Annotated in this window: 15 protein-coding genes; 7 read left to right on the forward strand and 8 right to left on the reverse strand. The window is 33.5% G+C overall.

Going from position 1 to position 14,000, the window contains the following annotated elements:
- Positions 1 to 879 precede the first annotated feature (879 nt).
- The 4 genes from QO200_RS05745 to QO200_RS05760 form a co-directional block, all read right to left on the reverse strand.
- The gene (locus QO200_RS05745; RefSeq protein ID WP_371537518.1) at positions 880 to 2,778 is read right to left on the reverse strand and encodes an amidophosphoribosyltransferase; all 1,899 of its coding nucleotides are present in this window, start codon (positions 2,776 to 2,778) and stop codon (positions 880 to 882) included.
- Between the two features lie 101 nt (positions 2,779 to 2,879).
- Complete coding sequence (locus tag QO200_RS05750) at positions 2,880 to 3,803, reverse strand: PfkB family carbohydrate kinase (RefSeq protein ID WP_371537521.1); 924 nt, start codon at positions 3,801 to 3,803, stop codon at positions 2,880 to 2,882.
- Positions 3,804 to 3,878: 75 nt separating this feature from the next.
- Positions 3,879 to 4,364, reverse strand: coding sequence for a ribonuclease HI (gene rnhA, locus QO200_RS05755; protein ID WP_371537523.1), 486 nt, complete (start codon positions 4,362 to 4,364; stop codon positions 3,879 to 3,881).
- Between the two features lie 48 nt (positions 4,365 to 4,412).
- Positions 4,413 to 4,973: a phosphoribosylglycinamide formyltransferase gene (locus tag QO200_RS05760; protein WP_371537525.1), complete on the reverse strand. Its 561-nt coding sequence runs from the start codon at positions 4,971 to 4,973 to the stop codon at positions 4,413 to 4,415.
- A gap of 176 nt (positions 4,974 to 5,149) precedes the next feature.
- On the opposite strand from QO200_RS05760, the gene QO200_RS05765 reads away from it, so the two are divergent.
- The 6 genes from QO200_RS05765 (at position 5,150) to QO200_RS05790 (ending at position 10,495) form a co-directional block, all read left to right on the forward strand.
- Positions 5,150 to 5,386 carry an acyl carrier protein gene (locus QO200_RS05765; protein WP_007137004.1) on the forward strand — a complete coding sequence of 79 codons (237 nt, stop codon included), beginning with the start codon at positions 5,150 to 5,152 and terminating at the stop codon, positions 5,384 to 5,386.
- 182 nt (positions 5,387 to 5,568) lie between these two features.
- Positions 5,569 to 6,822, forward strand: a complete 1,254-nt coding sequence (gene fabF, locus QO200_RS05770) for a beta-ketoacyl-ACP synthase II (protein WP_371537538.1) — start codon at positions 5,569 to 5,571, stop codon at positions 6,820 to 6,822.
- A 5-nt stretch (positions 6,823 to 6,827) separates the two neighbouring features.
- On the forward strand, positions 6,828 to 7,574 hold the full coding sequence (gene rnc, locus QO200_RS05775) for a ribonuclease III (RefSeq protein WP_371537540.1): 747 nt from the start codon (positions 6,828 to 6,830) through the stop codon (positions 7,572 to 7,574).
- Between the two features lie 114 nt (positions 7,575 to 7,688).
- Positions 7,689 to 8,177 (forward strand): IPExxxVDY family protein, encoded by a 489-nt coding sequence (locus QO200_RS05780; RefSeq protein ID WP_371537543.1) that lies wholly within the window; start codon positions 7,689 to 7,691, stop codon positions 8,175 to 8,177.
- Between the two features lie 5 nt (positions 8,178 to 8,182).
- Positions 8,183 to 9,613: a pyruvate kinase gene (gene pyk, locus QO200_RS05785; protein ID WP_371537546.1), complete on the forward strand. Its 1,431-nt coding sequence runs from the start codon at positions 8,183 to 8,185 to the stop codon at positions 9,611 to 9,613.
- 108 nt (positions 9,614 to 9,721) lie between these two features.
- Positions 9,722 to 10,495: a Bax inhibitor-1/YccA family protein gene (locus tag QO200_RS05790; protein ID WP_371537549.1), complete on the forward strand. Its 774-nt coding sequence runs from the start codon at positions 9,722 to 9,724 to the stop codon at positions 10,493 to 10,495.
- 52 nt (positions 10,496 to 10,547) lie between these two features.
- Here the strand turns inward: QO200_RS05790 and QO200_RS05795 are convergent, their stop codons facing one another.
- Together QO200_RS05795 and dinB are read right to left on the reverse strand one after the other, a co-directional pair.
- Positions 10,548 to 11,063 carry a PAS domain-containing protein gene (locus QO200_RS05795; RefSeq protein ID WP_371537551.1) on the reverse strand — a complete coding sequence of 172 codons (516 nt, stop codon included), beginning with the start codon at positions 11,061 to 11,063 and terminating at the stop codon, positions 10,548 to 10,550.
- Positions 11,064 to 11,155: 92 nt separating this feature from the next.
- Positions 11,156 to 12,238, reverse strand: coding sequence for a DNA polymerase IV (dinB, locus tag QO200_RS05800; RefSeq protein WP_371537554.1), 1,083 nt, complete (start codon positions 12,236 to 12,238; stop codon positions 11,156 to 11,158).
- A 212-nt stretch (positions 12,239 to 12,450) separates the two neighbouring features.
- Between dinB and QO200_RS05805 the strand changes: the two genes are divergently transcribed.
- On the forward strand, positions 12,451 to 12,921 hold the full coding sequence (locus tag QO200_RS05805; protein ID WP_371537557.1) for a CYTH domain-containing protein: 471 nt from the start codon (positions 12,451 to 12,453) through the stop codon (positions 12,919 to 12,921).
- On the opposite strand, the gene QO200_RS05810 is transcribed toward QO200_RS05805, so the two are convergent.
- Together QO200_RS05810 and QO200_RS05815 are read right to left on the reverse strand one after the other, a co-directional pair.
- The gene (locus QO200_RS05810; protein ID WP_371537560.1) at positions 12,922 to 13,443 is read right to left on the reverse strand and encodes a septal ring lytic transglycosylase RlpA family protein; all 522 of its coding nucleotides are present in this window, start codon (positions 13,441 to 13,443) and stop codon (positions 12,922 to 12,924) included. It lies immediately after the preceding gene.
- Between the two features lie 85 nt (positions 13,444 to 13,528).
- A complete protein-coding gene (locus QO200_RS05815) occupies positions 13,529 to 13,951 on the reverse strand; it encodes a hypothetical protein (protein WP_371537561.1) in 423 nt (140 codons plus the stop codon).
- Positions 13,952 to 14,000: the final 49 nt, after the last annotated feature.

The following is a 14,000-nucleotide window of genomic DNA, read 5'->3' on the forward strand; positions in this document are numbered from 1 at the left end:
CTCGCATTTCAACTTATGAAACGCAAGGCTTTTTCTTACTTCATTTTATTCCAATAAAAAAGATGGAATTACTTCCACCTTTTTTGCCCCAAATCTACCATAAACTTAACCTACTAATTTTATGGTGATATAAACTTAATCCAAAAAAACACCGTCTGCAACTATTTAAGACCAACAACCTGTAAAAACGATAAAATACTAAAAATCAGACTTTTACCCTCTAAATTAAGACAAATAACATACTAAATACTTCGTTTTTAATGTTAGCTACCAGAATACAATAGCGCTCTTACAACTAAATCAAAAAGCCTCGCATTTCAACTTATGAAACGCAAGGCTTTTTCTTACTTCATTTTATTCCAATAAAAAAGATGGAATTACTTCCATCTTTTTTGCCCCAAATCTACCATAAACTTAACCTACTAATTTTATGGTGATATAAACTTAATCCAAAAAAATACCGTCTGCAACTATTTAAGACCAAGAACCTATAAAAACGATAAGTTGCTAATTGCTAAGTTTTTAACACGAAATTTAAGAGAAATAATATTTATATGATTTTTCACTGCTTCAAAGGTCTTTTACTTAACCTAAGAACTATACATCAGTTTAAGGGTGGAAAATCTAAATTCAATAAATATATGAATTGTACGTATTAAAATAAAAAAGCAGTGAACTCCAATTGATGAAACTCACTGCTTTTCTTCTTTCACTTTATACCAATAAAAAAGGTGGAATTGCTTCCACCTTTTTTGCCCCAAATCTACCATAAACTTAACCTACTAATTTTATGGTGACCCAAAATTAAAACAAATCAAAGATGTTGCCAAAAATTTCAGATAAACAACCTATATAAACGTTTAAATGCACTTCGCGTAATTAATATGCTCTAGCATCTTTTCCTTCATAGAAATTCATGAAAGCTCTACTCACAACTCTATTACCGCCTGGTGTAGGATAATCTCCTGTAAAATACCAATCTCCTAAATTTTTCGGACAAGCGATATGCAAATCTTCAACTGTTTGAAATATAATTTTTACTTCAGCCTTAATCTCCGGAGAACTTAACATTTCAGCAATCTTATCTGAAACCTCTTGTGGCTGGAAAGGTTCATAAATAGCCGTAACATAATTTACGACATCTTGGTCTTTATAATTTTCCTGCGCTTTGCATTTTAAATAGACTTCATCAACAATATGATATAAGTTTCTTTCTTTAAGCAATTCTAAAGCGGCTTTAAATGCTACTAAACCTTCCAGTTTAGCCATATCAATACCATAACAATCAGGGTATCTTATTTGTGGCGCAGATGAAACGACAACAATCCTTTTTGGATTCAAACGATCCATCATTTTGATGATGCTCATTTTTAATGTGGTCCCTCTTACGATACTATCGTCGATAATTACTAAATTATCGGTTGGTTTAATAACGCCATACGTCACGTCATAAACATGCGCCACTAAATCATCACGACTACTGTCTTCAGTAATAAATGTTCTAAGTTTAGCATCCTTAATCGCTACTTTCTCAGTACGAATCTTTACTGACAGTAATTCTTCTAAAGAATCCTTAGTTAAATTATCTCTATTTTCTAGAATATAATTTTTCTTTCTTTGATTTAAAAAATCCTGAGCTGCTTCTACTAAACCATAAAAAGACGTTTCAGCCGTATTCGGAATATAAGAAAAAACAGTGTTATCAGTATCTTGATCTATCGCATTTAAAACTGCAGGCAAAATTAATCTACCTAGGTTTTTTCTTTCTTGATATATTTCAGCATCACTTCCTCTAGAGAAATAGATTCTTTCAAAAGAACAGGCTTTCTTCACTGTTGGTGTTAAAATTTCCTGCATAGAAACATTTCCATTCTTTTTAATAATCAAAGCATTACCTGGCTCAATTTCCTGCACTTTTTCAAAAGGCACATTAAATACTGTTTGAATAACCGGTCTTTCTGAAGCGACAACAACTATTTCATCATCCTGATAAAAATAAGCGGGACGAATTCCTGCTGGATCTCTAAATACAAAAGCATCACCATGACCAAGAAGCCCTGCCATAGCGTAACCTCCATCTAAATTTTTTGAAGCTCTTGTTAAAATTTTAGCTACATCCAGTTTTTCCGCAATAACTGGAGACGCCTCTCTTTTAGACAAACCATTATTTTTACACTCTTGATACAAGTCGGTAACTTCATCATCAAGAAAATGACCTATTTTTTCCATTACGGTAACCGTATCTGCCATCTCTTTTGGATGCTGACCTAATTCAACTAGACTTTGAAAAAGCTCCTTTACATTAGTCATATTGAAATTTCCGGCTAATATCAGGTTTCTGTGCATCCAATTGTTCTGACGTAAGAAAGGATGAACACTCTCGATACTATTTTTTCCGAAGGTTCCGTAACGAACGTGTCCTAAAAACAATTCGCCTATGTACGGAATATTTGCTTTTTGAAGTGCTACATTATCTGCATATTCAGGATGCGTAGCCATTTCATCGTTTATTCTGTCGTTTATTTGAGCAAAAACGTCTTGGATTGGCTGAGAATGGTTCGATCGCACTCGGCTAATATATCTTTCCCCTGGCTCAACATCAAGTTTAACACTGGCAAAACCAGCACCATCTTGTCCACGGTTGTGTTGCTTTTCCATCAAGAGATACATTTTTTGTATTCCGTAGAAAGCAGTCCCGTATTTCTCTTTATAAAATTCAAGCGGTTTAAGTAGTCTAACTAAGGCTATCCCACATTCATGTTGTAAAGCATCGCTCATTGTATCGTAGTTTGTTGTGTTGTTATTTCCTAATATAAATTCTTACAAATAGTATAAAAAACTATTAATCAAAAAAGCCCCGTTTCCGAGGCTTTAAGACATTATAATTCTATATCAAATTGTGTTAAAGATTTGAATTGTTTCAATCTTGACACTACTTCCTTCTTTTCCAAGTTAATCATTCTTTCTGTTCCAAATTTCTCAACACAAAAAGAAGCTAAATTCGAGCCATAAATAATGGCATTTTTCATATTTTCGAATGACACGTTTTCGCTCTGCGTAATAAATCCTGCAAATCCACCTGCAAAAGTATCTCCAGCTCCTGTTGGATCAAAAACTTCTTCTAGTGGTAAAGCTGGCGCAAAGAAAACCTGAAGATCATGAAACAATAATGCACCATGTTCTCCTTTTTTAATTACAACATATTTAGGCCCCATAGTCTGAATTTTGGCTGCAGCTTTAACTAAAGAGTATTCTCCTGAAAGTTGTCTTGCTTCCTCATCATTAATTGTAATTACATCCACGCGTTTCATTACGTCAAGCAATTCTGGCAATGCACAGTCCATCCAAAAATTCATAGTATCTAAAACTACTAATTTGGGTTTGGTTTCCATTTGGTCCAAAACACTACTTTGTACTAAGGGGTGCAAGTTTCCTAGCATTACCACATCAGCATTTTTATAATTCTCTGGAACTTTAGGCTGAAAATCAGCTAAAACATTTAATTGTGTATCTAAAGTATCTCTAGAATTTAAATCATTATGGTAACGACCACTCCAAAAGAAAGTTTTTCCTCCTTTAACTACTTCAAGACCAGAAATGTCAATATTTCTTTCAAGAAGCAAATCCAAATATTCTTGTGGAAAATCATCCCCAACTACAGAAACTATAGCGGATTGCAAATTAAAAAAAGAAGCGGAAAGACCTATATAGGTACCGGCACCACCTAAAATCTTATCTGTTTTACCAAAAGGAGTTTCAATTGCGTCGAAAGCGACCGTTCCGACAATCAATAATTTGTTCATTTTATGAGTTTGGAATTAAGGTGCAAAGGTAGTTCATAAGTTACAATATTGCAAAGGTTCAAACTCGCAAAATTTTCATAAAACTTTTCCTTCCTCCTTCTCATAAAAAGCATCTATTGACAAGGGATTACTTTGTGTAGCCATAACAGCAAGTTCATCACATCGTTCATTCTGCGGATGATTGTTATGCCCTTTTATCCATTTAAAATCAACTTGGTGTTTTCGATAAATAATTAAAAGCCGTTTCCATAAATCAGAATTTTTTCGATCAACGAATTTCTTCTTCTCCCAGCCAAAAACCCATTTTTTAACCACTGAATCAACCACATACTTAGAATCAGAAACCACAAGAACTTTTGTATCTGGGTTCTTTAATTTCTCCAGACCAACAATCACAGCTAACAACTCCATTCTATTGTTAGTTGTTAACCTAAATCCCTCATAAAATTCTCTCTTATAGGTTTTACCCATTCTCACACTCTCCATAACTACTCCATAGCCTCCTTTACCAGGATTTCCTTTGGCAGCACCATCTGTATATATATGTACTTCGTAATTCATTATAGTTAAAATAGATTTGTGCAATATTAGAAATGAATGTTCTATTGTTTATTCCAATAATCCAGCGATCACCTGAGGGAAGAATTCCTGTTCTAATTCATGGATCTTCTCAGCTACACCTTCTGGCGTTTCGCTTCCCGTTAAGGCTACCTCTTTTTGAAAAACAACCCCTCCTTCATCATAGTTTTCATTTACATAATGAATGGTTATGCCCGTTTCTTTTTCTTTATTCTCAACAATTGCTCTATGAACATTCATTCCATACATTCCTTTTCCTCCGTATTTCGGAAGTAATGCTGGGTGTATATTTATAATCTTATTGGGATAAGAAGCGATAATATCTTGGGGAAATTTCAATAAAAAACCAGCGAGAACAATCAAATCCGGCTTAATTTCATTTATTTTTTGTAGTACTTTACCTTCAAATAGTCCTTCTTTCGAAAAAACCTCTGTTGGTATTCTATTATTTTTTGCTCGTTCAATTACCTTGGCACTTGCATTGTTTGTAAAAACTGCAACGACCGATCCAATTTCACTTAAAGCGAAATACTTTATAATATTTTCAGCATTAGTACCCGATCCGGAAGCAAAAACCACTATTTTTTTCATAATCCACCTCATTTTAATTACGCAAAAAAAGGCATAAAAATTGAAAGTAAATAGCATTACTACCTCTTTATTAAAATTTATTTTATAATTTAGTTGACACATTTATCAACTTATTCGTTGTTTTAAAATAAAGTTTTTTATTTTTGCCAACAAATTAAATTCTAAAATTAAAGATTATGTCAGACATTGCATCAAGAGTAAAAGCGATTATCGTAGACAAATTAGGTGTTGACGAAAACGAAGTTGTAACAGAAGCAAGCTTCACTAATGATTTAGGTGCTGATTCATTAGACACTGTTGAACTTATTATGGAATTCGAAAAAGAATTTGACATTCAAATTCCAGATGATCAAGCAGAAAACATTGCTACTGTTGGTCAAGCTATTTCTTATATCGAAGAAGCTAAAAAATAATAATTTAAACACCCGCTTACTTCAACGTACGCGGGTGTTATTATTTTTTAAAAAAATTAAAATCAAGATTGATTTTCAATCAAAAAAGATATTTATTGTAATACCCATGGCTCTTTTGTAATAGTAATACAGTGAAGAAAGCATGGGTTTTATTTGTTTAAAGATAACAAAATATACAAGTTATGGTATTAAAGCGAGTTGTTGTGACGGGTTTAGGTGCTCTTACTCCTATTGGAAATAATGTTCAAGAATATTGGAATGCTCTTATTAATGGCGTTAGTGGAGCTGCCCCTATAACTTATTTTGATTCTACTAAATTTAGAACTCATTTTGCATGCGAATTAAAAAACTTTAATGCTGAAGATTTTTTAGACCGTAAGGAAGCTAGAAAAATGGACCGCTATGCACAATATGCTATGGTTGCTTCAGAAGAAGCAGTTGCTGATGCTGGATTCGATTTTGAGAAATTAGATAAAGATAGAGCAGGAGTAATTTGGGGATCAGGTATAGGTGGATTGGAAACTTTTCAAATCGAAATGCTGAACTTTGCTGCCGGTGACGGTACGCCAAAATTCAATCCTTTCTTTATTCCAAAGATGATTTCCGATATTGCTTGTGGTCATATTTCAATAAAATACGGCTTTAGAGGTCCTAACTTCGCTACCGTTTCTGCTTGTGCTTCTTCTACAAATGCAATTATCGATGCATTCAACTATATTAGATTAGGACATGCAGATGTTATGGTAACCGGAGGTTCTGAAGCTGCAGTAACAATAGCAGGTATGGGTGGATTTAATGCCATGCATGCATTATCTACTAGAAATGATGATCCACAAACGGCTTCTAGACCAATGGACAAAGACAGAGATGGTTTTGTTTTAGGAGAAGGCGCAGGAGCATTAATTCTTGAAGAGTACGAACACGCAATCGCACGTGGAGCAACAATCTACTGCGAAATTGGTGGTGGTGGTATGTCTGCCGATGCTTATCATATTACAGCACCGCACCCTGATGGTTTAGGAGCGAAAAACGTAATGTTAAACTGCTTAAGAGATGCTGGATTAAAACCAACAGATGTTGACGGTGTCAATATGCACGGTACTTCAACTCCACTAGGAGATTTAGCAGAATCTAAAGCGATCGCACACGTTTTTGGCGAGCACGCCTACACAATGAATTTAAATTCAACAAAATCTATGACAGGACATCTTTTAGGTGCTGCAGGAGCTGTTGAAACTATATCCTCAATTCTTTCCATGAAATACGGAATAGTCCCACCAACAATAAATCATTTTACAGATGACGAAAATATTGACCCTAAACTAAACTTCACTTTTAATGTCGCACAAAAAAGAGAAATGAATGTTGTGATGAGCAATACGTTTGGCTTTGGTGGACATAATGCTTGTGTATTAGTTAAAAAATTAGACTTCTAATTTAAATGAGTATATTAAAAAAAATATTTACAAAATCCCGTTCTCTAAATATAGAAGACGGGATTTTTTTTGATTCTATCCAAACTATTTTAGGGTTTGCCCCTTTAAACATAGATCACTACAAGAAAGCATTTACCCACCGTTCCACTAGCAAGATGAATCCTCAAGGACACCCCATTAATTACGAACGATTAGAATTCTTGGGAGACGCTATGTTAAGTTCTGTAATAGCAGCGCACCTATTTAACGAAGCGCCGCAAGGAGACGAAGGTTACCTTACAAAAATGCGTTCTAAAATTGTCAGTAGAGAACACTTGAATGAATTAGGAAAAGATTTAAATCTAATTCAGTTTATAGAAAGCAAAGTTCCAGTGCACCATTTTGGCGAAAATATCCATGGTAATATCTTTGAATCTTTAATAGGAGCCATCTACCTCGATCGAGGCTATACTTACTGTGAAAAATTTATTCAGAAAAGAGTAATCATACCTTACGTAGACATTTCCAGATTAGAAGGAAAAGTAATTAGCTACAAAAGTCTGGTTATCGAATGGTGTCAAAAAGAGAAAAAAATATTTCATTACGACATCTATGAAGACAACGGAATAGATGGAACACGTTTCTTTGGCGTGAAATTAAGTATTGACGGTAAAGTAATTGCAAAGGCAAGAGCGACCTCAAAAAAGAAAGCAGAAGAAAAAGCATCCCAACGCACTTATTTTGCATTACAAGAAAAAATGGACAAGAAATAATATCATATTCATCAAAACTACATCGTTTTCGTTCATAAATTAACGAAATCATTACATTTTCTACTCTTTAACTTCAATAGAAATAGTATATTTACAACATTATTTTTAATGAATATGGCAATTCATAAACTCGATCTTGGCGAATTTGACGAAATAGATTATTATTTAATTGCTATACATACTTCATTGGAAGATTATCGGTTAGCCTATTTCATCAATCAAAAACTAGCTATAAAACTAGCAAAAAGTAAAGAGGAAGTACAAATAAATATAAAAGAGGGAGAAACTAATTTTGCTCGCTTTTACCATTATGATTTAGAGAATGGAATTTCTTGGAATTTGATTCAAAATAAAAACGAAGTACTCCAAGAAAAAAAGGACACTGGCCAAAATTTATTTTCAAATACAACACTGGAAATTTCCACAAAAGTGTACTTACTTCCAGAATTTAAAAAAGCAGATTATTTTTTAAAAATTGAAAACGGAGAAGACACTGTCGACGTGTCTAAAATAAAAATAATATTAAATACCATTGATTACATATCAGCAGTATATACTGTAGATACTAATCAAATAAAATCAAAAAACAATTTAATTTTTTAATACAAATGATTCCAAACAAAAAAACCAAAATTGTAGCCACACTAGGACCTGCATGTAGTACAAGAGAGATTATTAAAGATATGATTGACGCAGGTGTAAATGTGTTTAGAGTTAATTTTTCTCATGCTGATTATGCTGATGTAAAAGAAAAAATGAAAATCATTAGAGATCTTAATGATGAGTATGGGTACACTACAGCAATACTTGGTGACTTACAAGGACCAAAACTTCGCGTAGGAGTTATGAATGAAGGAGTTGTAGTACATGACGGTGATTTAATTACTTTTACAACTGCAGAAGACATTCTTGGAACAGCTCAAAAAGTGTTCATGAAATATAAAAACTTTCCAAATGATGTTAATCCTGGAGAAAGAATTTTATTAGATGACGGGAAACTAATTTTTGAAATTGTTGAAACAGACAAAAATACAGAAGTAGTTGCCAGAGTAATTCAAGGTGGAGAATTGAAATCTAAAAAAGGAGTTAATCTTCCTAACACAAAAATATCTCTTCCTGCGATGACAGAAAAAGATATCGCTGATGCTATTTTTGCTATTGAACAAAAAGTAGACTGGATTGCACTTTCTTTTGTAAAAACACCTCAAGATTTAAAAGACTTACAAAATCTTATTGCTGAACATTCTGATTATAAAATTCCAATTGTTGCCAAAATTGAAATGCCAGAAGCATTAGAAAATATAGACAAAATTGTTGCTTATTGCGATGCCTTAATGGTAGCTCGTGGTGACCTTGGAGTTGAACTTCCTGCACATGAAGTACCATTAGTTCAAAAAGAATTAATTCGTAAAGCCAAAATGGCAAGAATTCCAGTTATTGTGGCTACTCAAATGATGGAGACAATGATCACTAGCTTAACTCCTACGAGAGCCGAAGTAAATGACGTTGCCAATTCTGTAATGGATGGCGCAGATGCTGTAATGCTTTCAGGCGAAACTGCTACAGGGAATTACCCAGTACAAGTAATCGAAAAAATGACACAGATTATTAAAGCTGTTGAGGATTCTCCGTTAATCCAAGTACCTCAAAATACACCACAAATAAAAACAAAACGTTTTATCACAAAAACAATTTGTCGTCATGCTGCAATTATGGCCGATGCTATTAAAGCAAAAGCAATTTGTACTTTGACAAATAGTGGCTATACAGCATTTCAAATATCTGCTTGGAGACCATCAGCACATATTTTAGTATTTACATCAAACAAACGAATCGTTACCCAACTAAGTTTGTTATGGGGAGTAAAATCATATTACTACGATAAGATTGTAAGTACTGATGATACGGTAACCGATGTTAATGATATCGCAAAGGAAAAAGGATATGTAACTAAAGGAGATTTCCTTATCAACTTAGCTGCAATGCCTATTAAAGAAAAAGGAATGGTAAACACCATGAGAGTTTCAGAAATAGAGTAGTTAAAATCCTACCAAATCAAAAACCGTCTTGTTAGAAATTAAACAAGACGGTTTTTTTGTGCTTAATTTTATTTTAATTTATCTTTGAAAAAATAAATTTTATTTATCATGAATTTCAAATCGAAAAATCCTTTTTTAACTAATAAATCTTTTTCTGCTACATCTGCATCAGGAAAAGAACAAGTACACCATGCTACTGTTATTGATTACGACCAAGAGATGACTTTGTCTGGCACAATGAACAAGACCTTACTTTTGTTCTTATTACTTACTGCATCTGCCATGGTAATTTGGTGGATGGCTTTTAACGGCACAAACCCGATAGTACCTGCAATTGGCGGTGCTATAGCAGGATTAGCTCTTGTAGTTATCGCTGCTTTCAAACCACAATACTCTCCATATTTAGCTCCTGGATATGCCTTATTTGAAGGTTTGTTCATCGGAGGAATCTCTGCTATTTTTGAAGCTAAATATCCAGGAATTGTAATACAGGCAGTTGGCGCAACATTTGTAACATTTGCAGTATGCTTAGCACTATATGTATTCAAAATTGTAAAAGTAACAGAGCAGTTTAAATCCGTGGTTGTTGCAGCTACTCTTGCCATAGCAACATATTACCTTATCTCATGGGTTGTTTCTATGTTTACAAATTTCACTCCTGTTCACCACGGTAATTCGATGATGAGTATTGGTATTAGTGTCTTTGTAATTATTATCGCTGCGTTAAACTTGTTTTTAGACTTCGACAGAATAGAAAAAGGAGTACAAGAAAAAATGCCTAAATACATGGAGTGGTTTGGCGCGATGGGCTTGATGATTACTCTTGTATGGCTATACATTGAGTTTTTAAGATTGCTTTCTAAACTTTCTAGCAAAAACTAATTCGTGATTTTGTAAAATATACAAAAGCCCTTTTCTAAAGAAAGGGCTTTTTTTATGCAGCTTTTTCAAAAGCAATAAAGTGAGATAGGTTCCCTTTACTATTAAATACTGGAAAACCTTTAATAAGACATAAATAGGTTTCACCATTTTTATTGTAATTCAAAACCGTTTTTTCAAAAGGTTGCCTTAGTTGGATTGCTTTTCTAATCTCACTAGAAGTTGTTATACTAGATGCACTCCCTTGAAACATTTTTGGGCTTTTCCCAATTACTTCTACTTCTTTATAACCGTTCATTTTAGTAATGTTATGCGAAGCAAATACAATCGACAACTTAGCATCAGTAACAATTACTACCTCCTCCTTTAGCTTGTTTTTGAAATCCCAATCATATTCACTCCATTTACTATTACTAGCAATTAGATCCAATTTATTACAGTCAGCAAAGATCTTATTTACTTCATCCAAATATTCACGGTGAAAATCCCAAGACAAAATAGGAACTATACTTCTATCAAGAGTATCATGATGCTTCGCAAACGCACTATCGTATTGTTCAAAATCTAACATAGCCTTAATTTTTAATCAAATATAATTTTAAATGAAAAAAGAAAATAATTTTCTCCGTCATTTAACTTTTGTTGAAGCCGATCAAGCATGAATTAAAAAGAAAACTTCAGCTGCACGACCACAGCTTTCTTTAATTCTGTATTTAAATTATTCAAGGATATCCCAAGCAAACGAACTGAATCTTTCATGCGTTCCTGATACAAAAGCTCTTTTACCGTTTCTAAAATCAATCCTTTGTCTGAAATAAAATAAGGCAACGTTTTACTTCTGGTTTGCTGTGTAAAATCACTGTACTTTATTTTTAAGGTAACAGTTTTGCCAGAGATATTGTGTTTTTTAAGTCTTTTCTCTAATGTACTTGCAATATTTTCCAATTGCTCCATCATAAATATCTCAGACGAAAGATTAACATCAAAAGTGTGCTCTGCAGCGACTGATTTCGTAATTCGATCTGACTTAACTTCGCTGTTATGAATTCCCCTTACGACATTGAAATAGAAACCCCCTGATTTTCCAAAATGTTTTTCCAGAAACTCCAATGACTTACTTTTTAACTCAACACCACTAAATATCCCTAATTGATACATCTTTTCAGTTGTCACTTTCCCAACACCATAAAATTTTCGAATGGGTAATTCCTCTAAAAACGCGATTACATCCTCTGGATTTACTGTTTTTTGCCCATTCGGTTTGTTGTAATCACTAGCGATTTTAGCTACAAACTTGTTGACTGATATTCCTGCCGAAGCTGTTAAACCCACTTCACTAAAAATACGCAATCTAATTTCTTCCGCCAACAGACTCGCACTAGCGATTCCCTTTTTATTTTGGGTAACATCTAGGTACGCTTCATCAAGCGAAAGCGGCTCCACTAAATCAGTATACTCTCTAAAAATCTTATGAATCTTGCTCGAAATCTCTTTATACCTATCGAATCGCGGACTGACAAAAATAAGTTCAGGACAATTTTTCTTGGCCATAACCCCACTAACAGCACTTCTTACTCCGAATTTTCGTGCCTCATAACTTGCCGCCGCAACGACACCACGATTTTCAGAACCACCCACAGCAACGGGCTTCCCACGCAATGAAGGATTATCCATTTGCTCCACAGAGGCATAGAAAGCATCCATGTCGATGTGTATGATTTTTCTATTTGGAATACTTTCTGACATGATACAAATTTAAATAGCTTTTCTATGAAAACATTCTATTGCAGCATAAATATTTGATACATTTGGACTATTGGAGACCCTCACAAAATATTGAAAGCGACAGCATCCCCTTTATTTTTTTATCAAAATCTAATTTTTTTAGATTAAAAAATAAAAACACAGCACCTAAAACTGAAATAGACACTTTACATTAAAGCCAAATACAATTTAACATGATCGAAATAGAAAGAAAATTTTTAGTTACGTCAGATGCTTATAAAAAAGAAGCTTTTTCTCAAAACCGAATTAAACAGGGTTATTTAAGCTCCGTTTCGGAACGAACGGTTAGAATTCGAACTAAAGGAGACAAGGCCTACATAACGATAAAAGGAGTGTCAAATGAGACAGGCATGTCCCGTTTTGAGTGGGAAAAAGAAATCCCCGTAGACGAAGCCGAAAACCTATTGTTACTATGTCAAAAAGGAGTTATTGATAAAACTCGCTTTGAAGTAAAAATAGGAAAGCATATCTATGAAGTAGACGAATTTTATGGCGAAAACAAAGGATTAATTGTCGCCGAAATTGAGCTTAAATATGAAAGTGAACCGTTTGAAAAACCAAATTGGCTAGGACAGGAAGTGACTAATGACAATCGATATTACAATTCAAATTTAAGCATCAATCCATTTACAAATTGGGACTAATTAATCTTTAAAAACCTCAATCGTAACAGTCATAACTCCAATACCTTTATTTTTTGCTATTTCCATAAAAGCCTTTTTTGAAAGATCAATTTCTCTCGATTTTACAAAAGGACCTCTATCTGTAACCTCTACAATAACTGATTGTCCATTCACCTGATTCGTAACTTTTAATTTAGTTCCAAACGGGAATTTTTTATGAGCTGCAGTATATTTATTCTTGTCAAATAAAACACCACTAGCTGTTCTTTTTCCGTGAAATTTATCAGCATAATAAGAGGCGTGCGCATCTTTTTTGTACAATACTAACTCCCCCATCTTGTCTTCTACCGTGTCTTTTTTAATTTCTTGTACTTGCGGAAGAACTAGGACTTTTGTCTTTTTGACAGTGTCTTTGGGTGCCACTAAAGACTTTTGAATAACAGATTTCTGAATTGGCGTTTTTTGATTATTTATAATTTGCCCTTGACTACTAACCAATGCAACCACGGCAAATAGAAAGAGGACTGTTATTGATTTTCTCATTATTAACTTTTTAGTTCGACTCTGTTTAAACAAAAACCATACCTTGATAAAAAAAGTCCTATAAATAGGACTTTTTTTGTTTTTTTTATAACCACATTGACCATGGAATTCTACTCAAAATAAGCAATAATCCAATTCCGTAAAAAATAGAAAAAGTTTTAAATTTAGATTCACTTGTTATTAATTTTTTATGTTTAGACCACCCTATCGTGATTAATGTAATAGCAATAATATTAATTAGAGGATGCTCTAAAGAAGTCAAGCGCAATGCTTTATCAGACATTTGTCCCAATGAAGCAAAACCAAGAGGAGAAACAAAATACAAAATCAATCCAATTAATAGTTGAGTATGCGTTCCTATCAATCCAAAGATTGCAATCTTTCTATCCCTAGCGGTAAATTCTTTTTTGGAAAACATTCCAACAAAAGCATTAACAACTGCAACAACTAATAACACTAGAGCAATATAAGCCCAACCAGAATGAAATTCTCTTAAAAATTCGTACATATAATTTATTTTTTGAAATTCAAATATAAACAAAAAAGGCCAAAAAAAA

It is taken from the genome of Flavobacterium sp. Arc3, assembly GCF_041431375.1.
Lineage (GTDB): Bacteria > Bacteroidota > Bacteroidia > Flavobacteriales > Flavobacteriaceae > Flavobacterium.